Genomic DNA, 18937 nt, shown 5'->3' with positions numbered 1-18937 from the left:
TACCATTTATTTGTGTGGAGTACGTGCGGGTTCGTGAAGAACTCGTTTTTTTATTGTCTGATTTCGAATCGACAAGCTTTTCTTTCTCTCAAAAAACTCGGAGGTGAATGACCATAGCAAAGGATATGATGGTAAACGACGGCATTCGTGCACGTGAATTGCGTTTGATTGATCAAAACGGCGAACAACTTGGTGTAAAGAGTAAAGCTGAAGCATTGCAAATTGCAGAACGAGCAAACCTTGATGTGGTATTGGTGGCACCAAATGCTAAGCCGCCAGTAGCAAGAATTATGGATTACGGGAAATTCCGCTTTGAGCAACAGAAAAAAGACCGTGAAGCTCGTAAGAAACAAAAAGTAATCAACATTAAAGAGGTTCGTTTAAGTCCAACGATCGACGTCAATGATTTCAACACAAAATTGCGTAATGCACGTAAATTCCTTGAAAAAGGGGACAAAGTGAAAGCTTCGATCCGTTTCAAAGGCCGTGCCATTACCCATAAAGAAATTGGTCAGAAAGTGTTAGATCGTTTGGCGGAAGAAACTGCTGATTTGGCAACTGTTGAGCAAAAGCCAAAAATGGATGGCCGCAGTATGTTCTTAGTATTAGCACCAAAAAACGATAAATAATGACTCACTGAGTTTCAGTTTAAAGTCAGATAACGAAAGATTTTGAGGAGGAAATTAGTTATGCCAAAACAAAAAACACACCGCGGATTAGCAAAACGCGTAAAACGCACTGGCGGCGGCGGATTGAAACGCTTCCGTGCCTTTACCAGTCACCGTTTCCACGGCAAAACAAAAAAACAACGTCGTCAATTGCGTAAAGCTTCAATGGTTTCAGCTGGCGATTACAAACGTATCCGTCAACAACTAGCACGCATGAAATAATTGCGTAACCCAAGCTTCACGTATACAAACAATTATCGATTTTCATATTAGGAGGAATTATACATGGCACGTGTTAAAGGTGGAACAGTAACTCGTAAACGTCGTAAAAAAGTGCTTAAATTAGCAAAAGGTTACTACGGTTCTAAACACACTCTATTTAAAACAGCAAAAGAACAAGTAATGAATTCATACAACTACGCATACCGCGATCGTCGTCAAAAGAAACGCGACTTCCGCAAATTGTGGATCGCTCGTATCAACGCAGCGGCTCGTATGAATGGCTTAAGCTACTCAAAATTGATGCACGGCTTGAAATTAGCTGAAATCGACATCAACCGCAAAATGTTAGCTGACTTGGCTGTAAACGATGCAACAGCATTTACTGCATTAGCTGACCAAGCAAAAGACGCTTTAAACAAATAATCAATCGTTGGCAACAACGTTAGCCCCGCTCTTTGAGCGGGGTTTTTTTTATACTTTTTTACAAAACAGTGCGATCCTTTACTGATGTACTTTCTTTAGTACGCAAATCAAAGGAATAAAGCGTGTTTCTTGATTAAAAATTTTTTATTAATCATAGAAATCAAGCGGATAAATATATAAAGAAACTGATCGATTTTGTCGCATAATTTAAGGTGTCGGAAGTAGTTTATTGTTAATAAATAGGTCGTTATTTGCTGTGAAAAATAAAAATAAAAGTATTTTTTGACAAAAGAATACCCAAATAATATAATTATTGTGAATATAGGATTAACTTTAAGTCATTATCAGCAGTCGATGTACAATGTTTTATGGCTGTGTCAATGGCTTTCTTAGTTCGAAAAGAGGATGATACAAGGAGGTTATGGAAAGAACATTGGATAGCCAATGTGAATCGGGTTTTGCAAAATATATGTAATACATAGAAAATTAGAATTTTAAATAGGTGCATTTTTCAGAATATTCAAAAAAATACTCGCCATAGGAATAGGACAGGATGAATAAACTGATTCAAAATGGGAGTAGATGAAAAATGAAAAAGCGTTTGTTGATTTTATGGAGTGTATTGGGGTTATTGATTCCTTATTTTTTACCAGCATCCATCGTTGTAGCAGAGGAAATTGAAACAAGCAGAGGAATTTACTTTTTATCTGAGCCAGCAGAACAAGTAGATTTCTCGACTGAGAAAGAGCAACTGTCCGAGATTTTTCAAGAGGAAGACTGGGTATTCTTAAATCCAATCAATATTCGATTTTATGTAGAAGGACAGTTGGATTACCAAAAATATTTTCCCGTTTTTAAAGATGGGGACTTTCATCAATTGATTGATGAAAGCAGTTGGCAACTAGCACCATCAGAAGTAGCTGACTTTATCCAAAATCATAGTAAAACGACAAAACCAACCTCACCTATGACCTTTATTATCGTCAACTATGCTTGGTATGGTTTTTTTGATGAAACTTGGTACGACCTGTATTTGAACAAACCAGCTGATTTATCTGAATTGCTTTCCGATTTAGAGGAAACGATAATTATTCGAGATTTATTTACTGATTATCAGGACCAAGTAAAGCAAGAACAGTCAAATCAAAAAGCACTTGAATCTTCACAACAAAGTACATCCTCTAGAGAAGAAACCAATCACGATTTTTCGACTAGTAAAGAATCGCAGGAAAATAAACAATCGGAAGAGTCAAAAGAAAATGTTGAAGGGGTTAGTATGGATGAAAATTCTGAGGATGCGACATCTAGTGATTCTGATAAAAGTGACAAAAAATCGGAATCTGATGAAGAAGTATACTCAGAACCAAATGAAGTAAATGGTGAAAATTCTTATACCACAGTAAGACACGCTGATTTCGATGAATTATTTAGAAGTAATTTGCAGAGTGATTGGGGTGATAAGGATTATACGAATAATTTGAACTTAGAAACAGACATACGCTCAGAAAGAAACCAACATACTCTTTTAAAACAAGAAGCATACTTCCTAGTTCTGTCTAAAGACGGGAAATATTCATATGGAAAAACTGTGTATCTTCCTTCTTCGGTCGGGAGTATATCCGGCTCGCGATTCTCGCATATAGGAGGAGAACTTGGAGCCCATCGAAGCAGATATAAATTGAGTCAAAGTTATTATTTTAAGATGCATCCGAAATTTTTTGAATTTTATAAAGATGTTCCAAAAGGCTATGACCCATGTGCAGATAAAGATTTAAACTATTTTTTGAATTGGATTAATCACTGGTCGGAAGATGAAATCAGTATTGTAGAAAAAGAGTATATGACGCTTGATCATTATGTGAGAAGGTCGAATAAAGGAATAGATGACCGCTTTGAAGAAAAAGACCATACGAAGGACTTGGAAGTAAAAAGTAATAATAATGTATCTGGTACTCAGTATCTTCTTTTAAACGAAGAAAGTTACTTCTTGATTCGTTCTAAAGATGGAAGATATTCCTATGGAAAAGTAATCAACCGAATGCCTCCTTCAAGAATAAAAATGGAAAGACCTCGTTTTACGCTTACAGGAGGAGATCCTGGAGCAAACCAAATCAGGTATAAATCAAGTCAAAGCTATTACTTTACAATGCGACCAGAATTTTTTGAATTTTATAAAGATGTTCCAAGCGGCTATGATCCGTGTGCAGACAAGGACTTAAACTATTTTTTGAATTGGATTAATCACTGGTCAGAAGATGAAATCAGTATTGTTATTCCGAACAGTATTGATTTGCTTGTTGCTAAAAAGAATAATCATATCCAACCTTGGCGTTTCTTTAACGAGGGTCGTCGATCTATCAAAAACCAATATTTTTCACTTACACTAGATGAGACAACCAGACTAGATTTTGATATGAGAGGTAGATCAGGTCAAAGATTAACAGTCTATCAAGAAAATGAAACGAAGGTATTTGATCGAAAGTACTCAGGCTCTAACAATACCGTTACCCTTGATTTACCTGCTGGCAGCTACTATATTGTGATGACGGATATTACGGCTGAAACAACGCTACAAATCAGGCGACACCAGTTCAATGATTTCCAGCTTTCAATTGATACCAATCCAGAGCGAACACATATCTACTTAAATGGTGTGTTTCATCAAGAATTGACCGACATATATGCTCCCCACCATCGACCACTTCAATTACCAACAGCAGTAAGTGTTTCAAATAAGTTAAATTCAATTTGGCGAACCTCGCGAGGAAGCCATCCAGTTTTAGATGCAATGTTTGGTAAAAACTACTTATTGGGCACCAATTTAAGAGAGCAAACATTTCCTAATGTTGGCAATCTGCCATTAGGAAGTACGTCCCTTTCGGCGCCGCTACAATATGTTGGAAATGGTCAGTTCTATACAGATGCTCAAATAGTCAATTTTGGTCCACAACAGCGATTTGTGATTACCGGGTCAACCTTACTTCTAGCGATGGCTGGAACGCTGGTCGTTTACTACGCAGCACATCTGATCCATACCAATCAGTTACAATTAACAACCCCGTCTATTTTTCGAGAATTTGAAACTGGTAGTTGGGAAGAGCTTGAAAAATTCACCTACCACGGGATCGTTTCCTATGAGGGGAAAACCTATGGAGTAAATGATGAGACGGGTGAAATCAAAAACACCGAAACTGGAGAAGAACTGCCTAAAAGTGTTATCCCAGATGATATCCGAAAATCTGCTGCAGGGGCCAGTAAATTGGCTATCTATAAGATTTTGGCAGATCTTGATGAATTAGGAATTGATAATATTGAGGATGAATATGAATGGTATACATTCAAAGACTTAGTCCAAGACGAGTTGGAAGGACAAGGCAATAAACGAGGACATACAATTGAAAAACATGTAATGAAGTCGGATGCATACTTGAAAAATCGTCTGAATACAGACAATCTCTTGTTTAGTTCCACTTACTACGGGGTAGTGGAAGCATTGATTGCCATCAATGTGACCAAGCTGAAACATCCAGAAGTTTTTCAGAATGTAGGTAAGCAGAAAGGACAATTTGTAGATACTCCGTTTGCGTTGGGGAAAGGATATAATAGTAATAATGTTCCTTGGAGTCCGCTAAGGAATAATCAACTGTTTCTGATGCCTTCATCCTCTGAAAAAGGATTTAGAGTATTGACGAGTTATCCAGTTTATAAAATGGGTGATTAAACGAATAATGAAAGGAAGAGTACAAGTGCGTAACATATATTATGAAGACATAGAGGAAAAAGATTTAACATATATGCAAAACCTACTAAACTGGTATGCCGAAATGGAGAAAAAAGAAGGTAAGTACTATCAAGGACAGAAAGAGACCTATACAGCCAATCAAGATCAAGAGAATCAAGACTATATTTTCTATCTTGAGGGATGGAGATATGGTTATGATGAAGAAACACCAGAGAAGCTAAAAAAACATATCGAAAGTCTTCGTTATCAGTTTGTCCACAGAGAAGGAGACCAATGGACGCCAGAACAGGAAAAAGAGCGAGAGCTTTTATTTGCGGAAACAATTTTAGTGAAGGGCTCACCTATTGAACGTTTTAAAGATCGTATTACTTATTTATTTTGTTGTTTTGAACCGATTATTAGGATAGAGAATAAAAATTTCTCCAATGATGACAATTCAGGTTCTCCAATGCAATCAGCTGTTGAGGAGCAAGAGAAAAAAGAAGAATATGATGGATTCCGCCATTTGTTTTACGAAGATATTGAGACAGTTACTATCCATGAATGGGAAGAATGGTGTATGTTTTACGATCGATGGCTCATAGATCAAAACCAATGGTTCATAGAAAAAAGAAGGTATAATAAGGCGATAAACAGAACAGTAGCTGTTCAATACCATAAACGAGAAATTCAAGCAAAGACGCAGCCAGAATGGGAGGCAGAACTCAAGAAAGTCGGCTATATTTTTTGTCACAAACCAGAAAACGGCTGGACCGAACAGCGAAGTACCAAGTTATTTAAAGTGATTGATGAAAGTGGCACGGTGATCAACTATGTCTTTCTAGGCATTCGAGAAGACATTATTGATTTGCTGAATAACGAAGGTGCAAATGTGTGGTTTTATAGTCAAGAGATAGAGTGTTGATGGGGAGCTGAAATTACTACAAAGGAAGAAAATAAATGCGCAACGTATATTATGAAGACATAGAAGAAAAAGATTTAACATATATGCAAAACCTACTAAACTGGTATGCCCAAATGGAGAAAAAAGAAAGCAAATATTATCAAGGGCAAAAAGAAACCTATAGAGCCAATCAAGACCAAAAGGATCAAGACTATGTTTTTTATCTTGAAGGATGGAGATATTTCTATGATGAAGAAACAACGGAGAAGCTAGAAGAACATATCCGTCCGCTTTACTATCAATTTAGGCATAGAAAAAAAGATCATTGGACCCCTGCACAGGAAAAAGAACGCACTCTTTTGTTCGCTGAGACAATTTTTGTAAAGGGGTCTTATATTGAACGTTTTAAAGATAAAGTTGGCTATATATTCTATTGTTTTGAACCAGTGATAGGGGGAAAAGATAAAAAATTCTCCGGTACTGAAACAGTTGCTGAGAAGCATAAATCAGAAGAATACGATGGTTTTCGACATCTATTCAATGAAGACGTTGAAACGATAACAATAAAAAATGCTGAAGAATGGCAGAAATTTTATGATCAGTGGATTCAGAAACAAAATGCCCATTTTCTTGATCGAAAATAATACTATCCAAATATAAAGCAGACAGTTGCTATTCAGTACCATAAACTGGAAATTCAAGCCTTCTCACAAGAAGAGTGGGAAATGGAGCTCAAGAAAGCATGCTATCTTTTTAGCCATAAACCAGAGAATGGCTGGACAGAGCAACGCAATACCAAACTTTTTAAGATTGTCGATGAAGCAAGTAAAACCATCAGCTATCTGTTTCTCGGCGTGCGAGAAGATATCATTGAGCTACCTTAATAGAGAGACTTAATCGTTCCCGATGTTTTTTTATTTGTTTGCTTAAGTTCATTTTATCCGCTCCTTCTATCATTAGTTTAGGCCAATGTCTGTGTTCTAACGATCAAATGTCTTTGACAATGCCTTGAAATCAAGTGTCAAAATGTTTTTACAGTTGGGTTTATGCTGTTTACACAGCAGTACAGCGTTGATTTTCTTCAACGAATAAGCGACAGTCAGCTTTCTTATTGTTTTTTTTTAGAAGCACCTGCTGGTTTCTTAATAAAGAAAATGATGAAGAGTCTGTGCTGATTTTTAATGTTTGTCTTTATCTATTATTCATTAATTTCGCAAAGATGGGAAGAGGAGAAAACAACTAAGCGTGTGAAAGCATCATTTTTCCATTAGTGGATCTTTAAAGGTCCCTGTGTGTTGAAATGGAGCCATTCAGAAGTCACGTCTGTTTGTTGGTTCTGTTCTAGAAGAAAATCGACTGTTGATAAGCATATCTCCCCATAAAAACGTCTGCTTTGTGCTATACTGAGGCTTTGTAAAAATAAGTTTGTACAAGCAAGCAGCAACGTTTTTTTCATTGATTGCTTGCAAGAAGGAGCGTATACGCAGTGAAAAAACTAAAGGTTCAAGATTTAATTGCAGTGGGGATCTATACAGCGATCTATTTTCTTTTAATGAGCGTCTGTCTATTGATTTTGCGTTTTGTGATCCCAGGTTTTCATAATTTATTTATTCCAGCAGTCACCGCTTTGTTTTCTGGCATTATCTATCTGATTTTATTGAATAAAGTACCGAAATTTGGCGCAATCACCATTATGGGTACCGTGGTAGGGCTCTTTTTTTTGATTTCAGGACATTTTCCATTGGCCTTTTTGCCCAATATGATTTGTGCCTTAACAGCTGATTTGATTCAATACAAAACAAAGCTCAAAGAGAACGTTCGCGTACTGGCGAGTTATATCGTCTTTAGTTTTGGCTTGATGGGCCCGATCTTGCCCCTGTGGTTTATGAAAAATGCCTACATCGATTCATTAGTGGCTCGCGGAAAAGATGAAACCTACATTGCCGGTGTGTTTGCTCATACCTCCAATGTGATGTTGGGGCTTTGTGCATTGGCCGTTTTGATTGGTGCGGTGGCTGGTTTAGGCATTGGTAGCCGCTTGATGGAAAAACATTTTCAACCAACGATCCAATCGCATAAAGGGTGAGGAATGTGTCGAAAACAAGGTTTGATCCCCGCAGCAAATTGGCGGTGATTCTCTTTGCTAGTTTTACTATGATGGTGTCCATTAGCTGGATCGATGAGTTTGTCTTTGTCACGTTCTTGCTGCTGCTATTTTTAGTCAGCGGCTTTTGGAAAAAAGGCCTGATGTTCTATGGCGTGTTTGTCTTGCTGACACTGGCAGATAGTTTTTTGTTTCGCCAAGGAAACCACCTATTGATCGTGTTGCTGGATTTCTTTTCCGTCGGTTATCGCCGCTTATTGCCAACGATCATGGCGGCGGCTTTTGCCATTAGTGGGACGAAGAACAGTGAGTGGATGGCGGCGTTGCAAAAAATGCACGTGCCCAATGTATTATTAGTCCCGCTGGCAGTCTTATTTCGTTTTTTCCCCACATTGGTACAAGATTTCAAAAGTATTCGCCAAGCGATGCGCTTTCGCGGCATCTCGCTGTCGGCAGGATCGATCTTGCTTCATCCACTGCAAAGTGCGGAGTATTTTTTGATCCCATTACTGATGTCGGCTGAAAAGACCGCAACCGAACTGTCGGCTACGGCGCTGGTTCGCGGGTTAGCATCAGAAACTCCCCATACCACCGTCCACGAACTGAAGCTGCGCTGGTGGGATGGCTTGGTCTTTTTAGCATTAGGCGGCTTTATCGTGAAAAGGATGTGGCTTGGATGATCACACTAGAACAAGTGTCAGTGAAACGAGAAAATCGAACCGTATTATCTGAGCTTTCTTTGACAGTCGCAGCTGGGGAAGTCATCGTTTTGTGCGGCGCTAGCGGCAGCGGAAAATCGACCTTGCTCAATGTTTTGAATGGCTTGATCCCTGAGCTGTATCCCGCCGAAGTGCAAGGAAAGATCCGTGTCGGAGAAACAGACTTGCCAGTTGCCGATTTCTCCCATTATGCCCAGACGATTGGCGTCGTCTTTCAAAACCCCAAGACCCAATTTTTCACCACGGATGTCTATTCGGAGTTGGCTTTTTCAATGGAAAATGCGGGCGTCGCGCCAGAAAACATTCGACAGCGAATCACCGAAGTAGCGCAGCAGTTTTCCTTGACCCCGTTGCTTGATGCTAGTGTCTTTGACCTTTCTGGTGGGGAGAAACAGCTGATTGCTCTCGCTGCAGCCACGATGTTGCCCCATGATGTGTTCCTATTGGATGAGCCTTCCAGCAATTTGGATCAAGAAGCGATCCAAAAGTTGACTCAAGGATTGGCTTCTTTAAAACAACAAGGGAAAACCATTGTGATCGCCGAACACCGCTTGGCGTATTTGGCGCCACTGGCAGACCGCTTTTGCTTATTAGAAGCAGGGCGGTTGCGGGCGTCCTATCCAGCAGATCAGCTGTTGTCACTGCCGGAGGAGGCAATTCACGAGTTAGGATTGCGAAAAGTAGGTGAGGTGACATTGGCAGCCCAGCACTGCCGAGAATCTTTGCCAGAAAAATCTGGATTAACGGCAACGCATCTGCAGATCAAGCAATCAAAACGCTCGGCAAACAGCAGAAATTGGGCGCTCAACTTGCCTGAACTACAACTGCCGATGAAGCAAGCTGTGGGGATCGTTGGACCAAATGGTGCTGGCAAAAGTACGTTGGTGCAAGTCCTGTCAGGATTGAAAAAATGCCCAGAAGCAGTATTTGCCATCAATGGACAAAAGCGAACCCAAAAGCAGCTGCTGCAGGAAAGTTTTCTTGTGATGCAGGATGTCAACTTGCAACTGTTTTTTGAAACGGTGGAAAAAGAGTTGCTGATCAAAGCCCAAAACCCAGCTCGCTTTGAAGAAATAGTCTCATTGTTGCACTTAACACCACTCCTTGCCCGTCATCCACAAAGCTTGTCGGGTGGGGAAAAACAACGAGTTGCGATTGGCAGTGCCTTGCTTTCTGGCAAACGTTTGTTGTTTTTCGATGAACCAACGAGTGGATTAGATTTGCAGCAAATGGAGGAAGTCGCAAAACTACTGCGAATAGTTGCCAAAGAAGTTGATTTATTAGCCGTGATCAGTCATGATCGTGAGTTTTTAGCTGAAACATGTCCTTACATGATTCAACTCGAAAAAGGAGAACTTGTTGGCACGTATCAGCTGGCAAAAAATATGGAATAACTGAAAGACGGAGTGAACCTTGGTTCATGCCGTCTTTTTTTGGTCGAACATGAAAAAATCTTCATGTTTTTTTTCTTTCAATCAGTTAGGAAGTTTTGAAAAAATCCGTTATGATAGAAGCAAAACCAGAGGAGGAGCGCATATGGCTTTGAAGATCTTGCTAGTAGAAGACGAAGAAAGTTTAGCCAGTTTTATCCAGACCGAATTGACTTTTGAGGGATATGACACGGTCTGGGCCAAAGATGGGCAAGAGGCATTGACCTTATTCAATCAGCAAGCAAATGCTTTTGATCTGATTTTATTGGATTGGATGCTGCCAATCTATGATGGCATCACAGTGGCGCGGCGGATACGCAAAGAAAGCGACATCCCGATTTTGATGATGACCGCCAGAAATCAAACCGCCGATGTGGTGACGGGGCTTGATGTTGGGTTAGATGATTATTTAACGAAACCTTTTGAAATCGAAGAACTGTTTGCCAGAATTCGCGTGATCGAGCGGCGGCTGCAAAGAGAAGCCAAACAACAAAAGAACCAGCAAAACCAATTAGTGGCGGGGGAGTTGATGATGGACATCGCCAAGCACTTGGTTCAGGTTGCCGGTGAAACCATTGAGTTGACGCCCAAAGAGTTTGGGATTTTATATGAATTAATGAAAGAGCCGGAAGTCGTCAAAACCAGAGATGACCTATTGAATGAGATTTGGGGTTATGAATACGACGGTCAAACGAATGTTGTAGATGTCTATATCCGTACACTGCGGAACAAGCTGGATGTTTGCGGCAAAGGCAAAATGATCGCAACCGTTCGAGGATTAGGCTATGTCTTGAGGACCGACCATGAAGAATAAGTCAGTCAACCAACGTAGAAAAACAGCCCAGTTTCAATTGACGAGCCGCTTTTCCTTGATACTCTTTGGTCTGCTGATTCTCTTCAATCTGCTGTTTATTTTATTATCCGTAGGTTATTTGTTTGAACATATCGAAAATCGTGCTAGCAACATTCTTGAAGCCATCGAAAAAGGTGAGGCATCAGGGGATACCTGGGACACTCTCGTCAATGCCTATGTCTCGGCAGATGAAGAAGACGCCCTGCAAGTGATCTTAGCCGATGGCAGTGTCGTTTCATCAGAAGATGCGGAAGAGATTTTTACCGATATCAATCAAGGGCGAGTGATGCCGTTTCTCGAAGACATCGTTTTTACAGAGGAGGGCATCTATTACACGAAAACCCAAGAAGTCGATGGGGATCAGGTGACGATCGCTATCAATGGGGAGGATAGTGTGGAATTAGCCTATGGTCTCTTTATGATCAGCAGTTTCTTGAATCTGATCGCTGTTGTGGTGGGCAGTCTGCTGATTTATTGGAGTGTCGGGAAATGGAGCCAGAAGCTTACTGGCATGGCGCAAGAAATTGCTGCCATTGAACAAAGCCGACAAGGAGAATTGTCAGTGTCTGAAGAACCCATCGAGATTCGTTCGGTGGCCTTGGCTTTCAATAAATTGTTGAAAGAACAGCGTGAGACGATCGAACGGGAAAAACGATTCGTTGCCGATGCTTCCCATGAGCTGCGCACACCTTTGGCTGCGATTCGCGGACATGTCCAATTGATCCAGCGGCGTGGAACCAAACATCCCGAAGTCATTCCTTCCTCGATGGCATTTATTGACAAAGAGTCGAAGCGTTTGGAAACATTGAGCAATCAATTGCTAGACCTAGAAAAAAATCAATCCCAAGAAGAAATGACCCTTGTTAATGTTTCCCAGATCGTCCGAGAAGAGTGTGAAAAACAAGCGACGATCGTTCCGCAATCGATTGAATATTTTGTGGAGAACCAATGTATGAAGCGAGGACATAAACGTGACTTCCAGCAAATCATCCAAAACCTGTTAGAAAATGCCGCGAAGTATTCGCCTGTTGATCAGCCGATTCATGTGACCTTGACACAAGAGCAAAGGCAGTTGTCTTTAACCGTCGCCGATTTTGGCATTGGGATTCCCGATGACAAGAAAGCCTTGATTTTTGAACGGTTCTATCGGGTAGAAGATTCTCGTTCTAGCCAGATTGCCGGTTCAGGCATTGGGCTTTCACTGGTAAAACAGCTGGCAGACAAATATCATGCCAAAATCACCGTGATAGACAATCAACCGCAAGGCAGTATCTTTAAACTTGCCTTTCCAAATGAAAGAGAAAGATGAAGATTTTTTTAGATTTTCTTCAAGCAATTTTGATTCTTTTTCTTTGGGAACTTGTTATTCTAAATATATAGAAAAAAGGAATACACAAACAATTGGAGGAATGAAACATGAAAAAAACAACTATTTTATTCGGAATTGCCGCATTAGGATTATTGGCAGGATGTACACAAAACAACACGGGAAATTCAGAACCTGCGCAAAACAGCAGCTCAAGCACAGCAGTTGCCTCATCGAGTGAAACAACGTCGTCACAAGCAACAGACAGCTCTTCAAGCAGTGCAGCGATCGCCAATGGCGGCTTACCTACGGTGACCGTAGAAGAAGCGATCAAAATATTCCAAGACAAATACCCAGATGCAGCGATCACTTCGATTGATTTGGATACTTCTTTTGGCAATTACTTCTACCAAGTAGAAGGCGTGGATGACACGAATGAGTTTGAATTAAAGATCGATGCAGAAACCAAAGAAACTTCTGAAGAAAGAACGGAAAAATTGGATACCGATGAACAAAACGGTGTCAAAAAAGATGCCGATCAATTGGACCTAACCAACTTGCTTTCATTGGAAGAAATTTCTGATATCGCCGTGAAAGAAGCTGGCGGTGGTCAAGCAACAGATTGGTCCTTAGACAAAGAAATGAATGTAACCTATTGGGAAGTCAAAGTAGAAGATGGCAACAAACAAACAGATGTGAAAATCAATGCCCAAACAGGTGAAGTACTTGAAACAGAATTGGATGACTAATCCTTTTACGCAGTAAAAAAGATAAGCCGCTATCGTCTATGCGCAAAAGACGATAACGGCTTATTTCTTTACGTATGCTGTTTGACTTCAGTTAACGGTTTGACGCGACCACCAATTTTATCTGCAAATGCTTCGGACTGCTTCCGATCTTCAAAGACCCATAACTTGTCTGGAATTTTTTCACGAGTGCGACGACCATCTTTGCCAATGTAACCATGCAAAACTTTAATCACGTACATCGCCATCATCCTTCCCTGAAATTACTTTTGATTATACGAAAGCCGTTTCAAAAAGCAAGGATTTTGACTTAAATGAGTGATCAGAATTGATTATTCTCCTGACAGGGCAGCATAATCAGCAAATCGTTGATGGATTTCAGGAAAACTACGCTTCAGCTGCACGATGCGATTGGTCTCTTTTGCTAAAAAACAATGCTTTGAAGTCCCTGTCGTAGCCAACTGACCATCGCTAGTTTTGTAGATCTCATAGCGAAAATCCAAACGCGTGCCCGTATATTTGTCGACCAAAACATCGATTCGCACCTCATCTTCGTAACGAATCATCGTTTTGTATTGCGCACTGACTTCCAGCACAGGAACGATCAAGCCAGCTTCTTCGATGGTATGATATGGTAAATCCAAAAACGCCAGTAATTCCACGCGGGCCTCTTCAAACCAGCGGATATAATTGGCGTGATGGATGATCGCCATTTGATCGGTCTCATAGTAGTGTGGTTGACGGATATAGCCTGAATATAAAGACATAAAAACAGCTCCTTTCATAGAAACAAAACCTTCGTTATTCAGCATAACGCAAAAAGAAAGAAAAGCAAACAGAAGGGTAACTTCTTTGCGTTGACTACTAGAGAAAACGCTACTAGAGAGCAGCGGAGTGAAAAAGACAGTGAAACACCTTGACTTTTTCATAGCTTTCTTGTAGTTTATAGATAATATCAAAAATCAGTGAAGGATCGAGTACTTTATTCTATTCCTTAAAAGAGAAAACTGCCCCGGCTGAAAGCAGTTTAGGACGTGTAAAGGAAAGACAATCTGGAGATGAACAGAAGAAAAGCTGTTCCGTGACCGAGCGTTAATCGAGAGGAGAAGAACATTTCTCGAATTTAGGTGGTACCGCGTGTAATCAAAACTCGCCCTTGTATAAAAAAACAAGGGCGAGTTTTTTGCTGTGAATCACTGCGACTGGTCCGCAAAGCGGAACAGAGCAGATGATGAACAGTACTAGGCGACCACAGGGAGCGTAGTAACCATACTAGGAATCACTGGGGTTGGCTTGCGGAGCAAGACAGAATAGATGATGAACAGTACTAGGCGACCCTAGGGAGCGTAGTAACCGTACTAGGAATCACTGGGATTGTCTTTTGAAGCAAGACAGAATAGATGATGACCAGCAGCAACCAACCACTAAAAGCGCAATAACCCAAAAGCCAAACACGAGAACAACCCACCCATATCAACGAGCAACAAGCAATAGGTGAATAAGCAAACAAGTAATGAAAGCAAAGAACATGGGCAACCATGAAACAAATAGGAGGATGCATACGATGAGTTACCAACGTCCAAAAGGAACCAACGATATTTTGCCAGGAGAATCCGAAAAATGGCAATTTGTGGAAGAAACAGCACGTTTAGTGTTTCGCGATTACCAATTCAATGAGATTCGGACACCGATTTTTGAGCACTTTGAAGTGATTGCCCGCAGTGTAGGGGACACAACGGATATCGTTTCAAAAGAAATGTATGATTTTTACGATAAAGGAGAGCGGCATGTGACGTTGCGTCCAGAAGGCACCGCACCGATCGCTCGTTCTTATGTCGAAAACAAACTATTCGGACCAGAACATACGAAGCCTTATAAAGTGTTTTACATGGGACCAATGTTCCGTTATGAACGTCCGCAAAAAGGCCGTTTGCGTCAATTCCACCAAATCGGTGTCGAAGTTTTCGGTTCAGCAAATCCAGCGACCGATGTTGAGACAATGGCGATGGCAATGGATTTTTATCGTCAATTAGGACTTAGTCAATTGCGCTTGGTCATCAATTCATTAGGTGACAAAGAGACACGCCAAAACTATCGTCAAGCGTTGATCGATTATCTAGCGCCCCATGAAGCGGAGCTTAGTGAGGATTCAAAACGCCGCTTGCATGAGAATCCTTTGCGGGTTCTTGACAGCAAAGACAAGCGAGACCAAAAATTTGTGGCAGATGCGCCATCGATCTTAGACTACTTAACGCCAGATGCCAAGGCACATTTTGAAACCGTAACGAGTATGCTGGATGCGTTGGAGATCCCTTATGAGGTCGATTCGAATATGGTGCGCGGTCTGGATTATTATACCCACACGATTTTTGAGATCATGAGTGAGGCACCAAAAATGGGGGCGCAAGCCACCATCTGTGCCGGCGGTCGTTACAATCATTTAGTGGAAGAGCTAGGTGGACCAGAAACACCTGGTTTTGGTTTTGCTTTGGGGATCGAACGTTTATTGATCACTATGGAAGCCGAAGAAGTTGTGATTCCTGCTTTGAATGAGTTAGATGCGTATGTGGTTGGTCTGGGACAAGAAACCAATTTAGAAGCGCTGAAAGTCGTGCAAGCGATTCGTAATTTCGGCTTTTCTGCCGATCGTGATTTCATGGATCGTAAAGCCAAAGCCCAGTTTAAATCTGCTGATAAGCAAGGGGCACGGTTGGTTCTGACTCTAGGCGAAACAGAATTAGCAGAACAAGTGATCAATATCAAATCCATGGCAAGCCGTGAAGAAAAACAATTTCCGTTAGCGGATCTTTATGCCCGCTTCGATGAGATCTACGATGAAATGACAACCAAAATGTTTGAGTGAGGAGAAAAAGAATGACAAAACGTACAGTATATTGCGGGTTAGTAAATGAGACCCATTTAAACCAGACAGTGACACTAAAAGGCTGGGTGCAAAAGCGCCGTGACTTAGGTGGCGTGATTTTTATTGACTTGCGCGACCGGGAAGGGATCGTGCAAATCGTCTTCAATCCTGAGGTTTCGAAAGAAGCCTGGGAAATCGCGGACAAATGCCGCAGCGAATATGTATTAGAAGTAACAGGTCAAGTAATCAATCGTGCACCAGAAGCCATCAATCCGAAAATGGTGACAGGTGCCTATGAAGTGATGATCAGCGAAATCACGATTTTAAACACTGCAAAAACACCAGCCTTTTTGATTGAAGATGATCAAACCGTTGGCGACGAGATTCGCATGAAATACCGTTATTTAGACTTGCGTCGTCCAAAAATGACGAACAACATCGTGATGCGGGCGAAAACGACGCAAGTGATCCGCAATTTCTTAGACACGAACGAGTTCTTGGATATCGAAACACCTTATCTAGGAAAATCAACACCAGAGGGCGCGCGGGATTATTTGGTTCCTTCACGGATCTATCCAGGTCATTTCTATGCGTTGCCGCAATCACCACAAATTTTTAAACAGTTATTGATGGGCGCCGGCTTCGATCGCTACTATCAAATCGTACGTTGCTTCCGTGACGAAGATTTGCGGGGCGACCGTCAACCAGAATTTACCCAAGTCGATATCGAAACCTCTTTCTTGACGGCAGAAGAAATCCAAACCTATACGGAAGAGCTATTGGCAAAAGTGATGCGAGAAGTCAAAGGCATCGAAGTTACCTTGCCATTCCCACGGATGACCTATGATGAGGCAATGGGACGCTACGGCAGTGACAAACCAGATACACGGTTTGACATGGAGCTTATCGACTTATCAGAAGTTGTGAAAGACGTTGATTTTAAAGTCTTCCAAATGGCTCTTGAAAAAGGCGGCGTTGTGAAAGTCTTGAATGCCAAAGGGGCTGCAGACAAATACTCAAGAAAAGACATGGACAATCTAGGCCATTACGCTGGCCAATTTGGTGCCAAAGGATTGGCATGGGTCAAAGTTGAAGAAGATGGATTGAAAGGACCGATCGCTAAATTCTTGACGGAAGCAACCGACGCGATTATTGCAGCAGCCAATGCGGAAGTTGGCGATATTCTGATGTTTGGTGCCGATTCCTTTGAGATCGTTTCAGCGACGTTAGGTGCGATCCGTAATAAATTAGGAAAAGAATTAGGCTTGATCGACGAGAGCAAATTCAACTTCCTATGGGTTACTGACTGGCCGCAATTTGAATACGATGAAGAAGCAGGTCGCTATGTTTCTGCTCACCATCCGTTCACATTGCCAAAAGAAAGCGATCTGCCGTTGTTAACGACAGACCCTTCAAAAGTCTATGCGCAAGCCTACGATATCGTGCTAAACGGTTACGAGCTAGGTGGCGGATCATTGCGTATCCATACACGGGAAGTGCAAGAGCAAATGTTTGAAGCGCTAGGCTTCTCACGTCGCGAGATGCAAAATCAATTTGGCTTCTTATTGGATGCTTTGGATTATGGTTTCCCACCACATGGCGGCATCGCCCTTGGGTTAGACCGATTAGTCATGCTCTTGGCTGGTGAAGAAAACATTCGCGAAGTCATTGCCTTCCCTAAAAATGGGAAAGCGGCTGATCCAATGTCACAAGCGCCAAGTACCGTTTCGCCAATGCAACTGTTTGACTTGAGCATTGATGTAACAACGGTTGAAGAAAACGAATAAGCGTTAAACCCATGATGAAATGAGTGATGAAATAGAAATTGGTGAATGAATGAAAAAAGTTCATGAGAATTCACCCATTTCTTTCATTGCTCGTTTCTTTTTTTATGTGCTGAAGTATAATAAAGGCAAATCAAAAAAGTGAGGCTATGAAATGCAATGACTCCTCTGTTTAAATGGCTCCCTCATCCGGAATATGCCAACAAACTTTCATTCTCGATCGTGTACGCACTGCTGGCATCGATTGCGGTCAATTTTTTCTATCAGCCGGGCAATATTTATTCCAGCGGCATTACCGGTGTCGCTCAGATCATTACTACGATCTCAAGAGAATGGATCGGGTTTTATATCCCCTTATCCCTTGCGCTATTATTGTTGAATGTGCCATTATTTTTTCTTGGCTGGTTTAAGATCGGCCACAAATTTACGATCTTTACTGGAATCACTGTTTTATTGACATCCTTATTCGTGCAAATTTTGCCAGAAGAAACCGTCACGACGGACCCGATGATCTGTGCGATTTTCGGTGGTGCCATCAATGGAGTGGGGATCGGCTATGCCTTGAAGAATGGTCTTTCTTCCGGAGGGCTGGATTTTGTCAGCATTGCCATCCGCAAACGGACAGGGAAGACGATCGGCTCGATATCGATTTTCTTTAACATTGTTATTTTGTTCGCCGCCGGAATCTTGTTTGGCTGGCAATATGCGTTGTATAGTGCAATCGCGATTTTTGTCAGTGGAAAAGTGACGGATGCGGTCTTTACGAAGCAAAAGAAAATGCAGGTGACGATCATCACTCGCAACCCAGAAGAAGTCATTCAAACGATCCAAAAACATATGCGGCGAGGCATTACCATCATCAATGAAGCCGAAGGAGCCTACAAGCATGACAAACAAACGGTTTTGCTGACGGTAGTCACACGCTTTGAACTGCCGATGCTGCGCAGTGCTATGAAAGAAGCCGATCCAAAAGCTTTTGTTAGTATTGCGGAAAATGTCCAGATTTTGGGTCGCTTTTATGAAGAAGAACTGTAAAAAAGGAGTTGAAAAAAGTATTTCTTTATAGAAGTACTTTTTTTTCGCCAAAAATTAATTTTTTTGAAATATAGCAGATGTTGCTAGCTTTATATGGGGGATTTCTGGTAAATTATGAGAGTATGGAATCAATAGCGTTCATGCTGAAATTGTTTTTTT

Annotated in this window: 18 protein-coding genes and 2 other annotated features (1 of these 20 cut by a window edge); of the genes, 16 read left to right on the top strand and 2 right to left on the bottom strand. The window is 41.3% G+C overall.

The window, feature by feature from the left end; genetic code table 11:
- Positions 1 to 60 (top strand) — a sequence feature (ribosomal protein L20 leader region); it begins 64 nt to the left of the window's first position.
- A gap of 47 nt (positions 61 to 107) precedes the next feature.
- The 13 genes from infC to IGK85_RS13955 all read left to right on the top strand — a co-directional run bounded on the left by infC (position 108) and on the right by IGK85_RS13955 (position 13099).
- Positions 108 to 629, top strand: coding sequence for a translation initiation factor IF-3 (gene infC / locus IGK85_RS14015; RefSeq protein ID WP_005228103.1), 522 nt, complete (start codon positions 108 to 110; stop codon positions 627 to 629).
- Positions 630 to 689: 60 nt separating this feature from the next.
- Positions 690 to 890 carry a 50S ribosomal protein L35 gene (rpmI, locus tag IGK85_RS14010; protein WP_003128650.1) on the top strand — a complete coding sequence of 67 codons (201 nt, stop codon included), beginning with the start codon at positions 690 to 692 and terminating at the stop codon, positions 888 to 890.
- A gap of 63 nt (positions 891 to 953) precedes the next feature.
- Positions 954 to 1313: a 50S ribosomal protein L20 gene (gene rplT / locus IGK85_RS14005; protein WP_003128653.1), complete on the top strand. Its 360-nt coding sequence runs from the start codon at positions 954 to 956 to the stop codon at positions 1311 to 1313.
- Positions 1314 to 1902: 589 nt separating this feature from the next.
- Positions 1903 to 5034, top strand: coding sequence for an RNase A-like domain-containing protein (locus IGK85_RS14000; RefSeq protein WP_429972318.1), 3132 nt, complete (start codon positions 1903 to 1905; stop codon positions 5032 to 5034).
- A gap of 25 nt (positions 5035 to 5059) precedes the next feature.
- Positions 5060 to 5959 (top strand): hypothetical protein, encoded by a 900-nt coding sequence (locus IGK85_RS13995; RefSeq protein WP_008379518.1) that lies wholly within the window; start codon positions 5060 to 5062, stop codon positions 5957 to 5959.
- A gap of 35 nt (positions 5960 to 5994) precedes the next feature.
- Complete coding sequence (locus IGK85_RS13990) at positions 5995 to 6582, top strand: hypothetical protein (protein ID WP_008379520.1); 588 nt, start codon at positions 5995 to 5997, stop codon at positions 6580 to 6582.
- Between the two features lie 81 nt (positions 6583 to 6663).
- Positions 6664 to 6822, top strand: coding sequence for a hypothetical protein (locus IGK85_RS13985; protein WP_225869312.1), 159 nt, complete (start codon positions 6664 to 6666; stop codon positions 6820 to 6822).
- Between the two features lie 602 nt (positions 6823 to 7424).
- A complete protein-coding gene (locus IGK85_RS13980; protein WP_005233871.1) occupies positions 7425 to 8024 on the top strand; it encodes an MptD family putative ECF transporter S component in 600 nt (199 codons plus the stop codon).
- Positions 8021 to 8722: an energy-coupling factor transporter transmembrane component T gene (locus IGK85_RS13975; protein ID WP_008379524.1), complete on the top strand. Its 702-nt coding sequence runs from the start codon at positions 8021 to 8023 to the stop codon at positions 8720 to 8722. The genes IGK85_RS13980 and IGK85_RS13975 overlap by 4 nt, the downstream gene beginning before the upstream one ends.
- Positions 8719 to 10155, top strand: coding sequence for an ABC transporter ATP-binding protein (locus IGK85_RS13970; RefSeq protein ID WP_008379527.1), 1437 nt, complete (start codon positions 8719 to 8721; stop codon positions 10153 to 10155). The genes IGK85_RS13975 and IGK85_RS13970 overlap by 4 nt, the downstream gene beginning before the upstream one ends.
- 142 nt (positions 10156 to 10297) lie before the next feature.
- Entirely contained in the window at positions 10298 to 11005 is a 708-nt protein-coding gene (locus IGK85_RS13965) for a response regulator transcription factor (protein ID WP_008379528.1), read from the top strand.
- Positions 10995 to 12353 (top strand): sensor histidine kinase, encoded by a 1359-nt coding sequence (locus tag IGK85_RS13960; RefSeq protein ID WP_008379530.1) that lies wholly within the window; start codon positions 10995 to 10997, stop codon positions 12351 to 12353. The genes IGK85_RS13965 and IGK85_RS13960 overlap by 11 nt, the downstream gene beginning before the upstream one ends.
- Before the next feature lie 107 nt (positions 12354 to 12460).
- On the top strand, positions 12461 to 13099 hold the full coding sequence (locus IGK85_RS13955; protein WP_008379532.1) for a PepSY domain-containing protein: 639 nt from the start codon (positions 12461 to 12463) through the stop codon (positions 13097 to 13099).
- Between the two features lie 68 nt (positions 13100 to 13167).
- Here IGK85_RS13955 and IGK85_RS13950 read toward each other — a convergent pair whose 3' ends face one another.
- Both IGK85_RS13950 and IGK85_RS13945 read right to left on the bottom strand, forming a co-directional pair.
- Positions 13168 to 13338, bottom strand: coding sequence for a hypothetical protein (locus tag IGK85_RS13950; protein ID WP_008379536.1), 171 nt, complete (start codon positions 13336 to 13338; stop codon positions 13168 to 13170).
- 90 nt (positions 13339 to 13428) lie between these two features.
- Positions 13429 to 13863 carry an acyl-CoA thioesterase gene (locus IGK85_RS13945; protein WP_008379539.1) on the bottom strand — a complete coding sequence of 145 codons (435 nt, stop codon included), beginning with the start codon at positions 13861 to 13863 and terminating at the stop codon, positions 13429 to 13431.
- A 189-nt stretch (positions 13864 to 14052) separates the two neighbouring features.
- Positions 14053 to 14257 (top strand) — a binding site (T-box leader).
- A gap of 403 nt (positions 14258 to 14660) precedes the next feature.
- Between IGK85_RS13945 and hisS the strand changes: the two genes are divergently transcribed.
- The 3 genes from hisS (at position 14661) to IGK85_RS13930 (ending at position 18778) form a co-directional block, all read left to right on the top strand.
- A complete protein-coding gene (gene hisS, locus IGK85_RS13940) occupies positions 14661 to 15959 on the top strand; it encodes a histidine--tRNA ligase (protein ID WP_008379541.1) in 1299 nt (432 codons plus the stop codon).
- Between the two features lie 11 nt (positions 15960 to 15970).
- Positions 15971 to 17746, top strand: coding sequence for an aspartate--tRNA ligase (aspS, locus tag IGK85_RS13935; RefSeq protein WP_008379543.1), 1776 nt, complete (start codon positions 15971 to 15973; stop codon positions 17744 to 17746).
- Between the two features lie 156 nt (positions 17747 to 17902).
- On the top strand, positions 17903 to 18778 hold the full coding sequence (locus IGK85_RS13930; RefSeq protein WP_005233887.1) for a YitT family protein: 876 nt from the start codon (positions 17903 to 17905) through the stop codon (positions 18776 to 18778).
- The last annotated feature ends 159 nt before the right edge of the window (positions 18779 to 18937 follow it).

Origin of the sequence: Enterococcus sp. AZ015 (assembly GCF_050499225.1) — a bacterium.
GTDB classification, from domain to species: domain Bacteria; phylum Bacillota; class Bacilli; order Lactobacillales; family Enterococcaceae; genus Enterococcus_D; species Enterococcus_D entomosocium.
The sequence above is the reverse complement of the archived record's forward strand: the minus strand, read 5'-3'. Positions and strand labels throughout refer to the sequence as shown.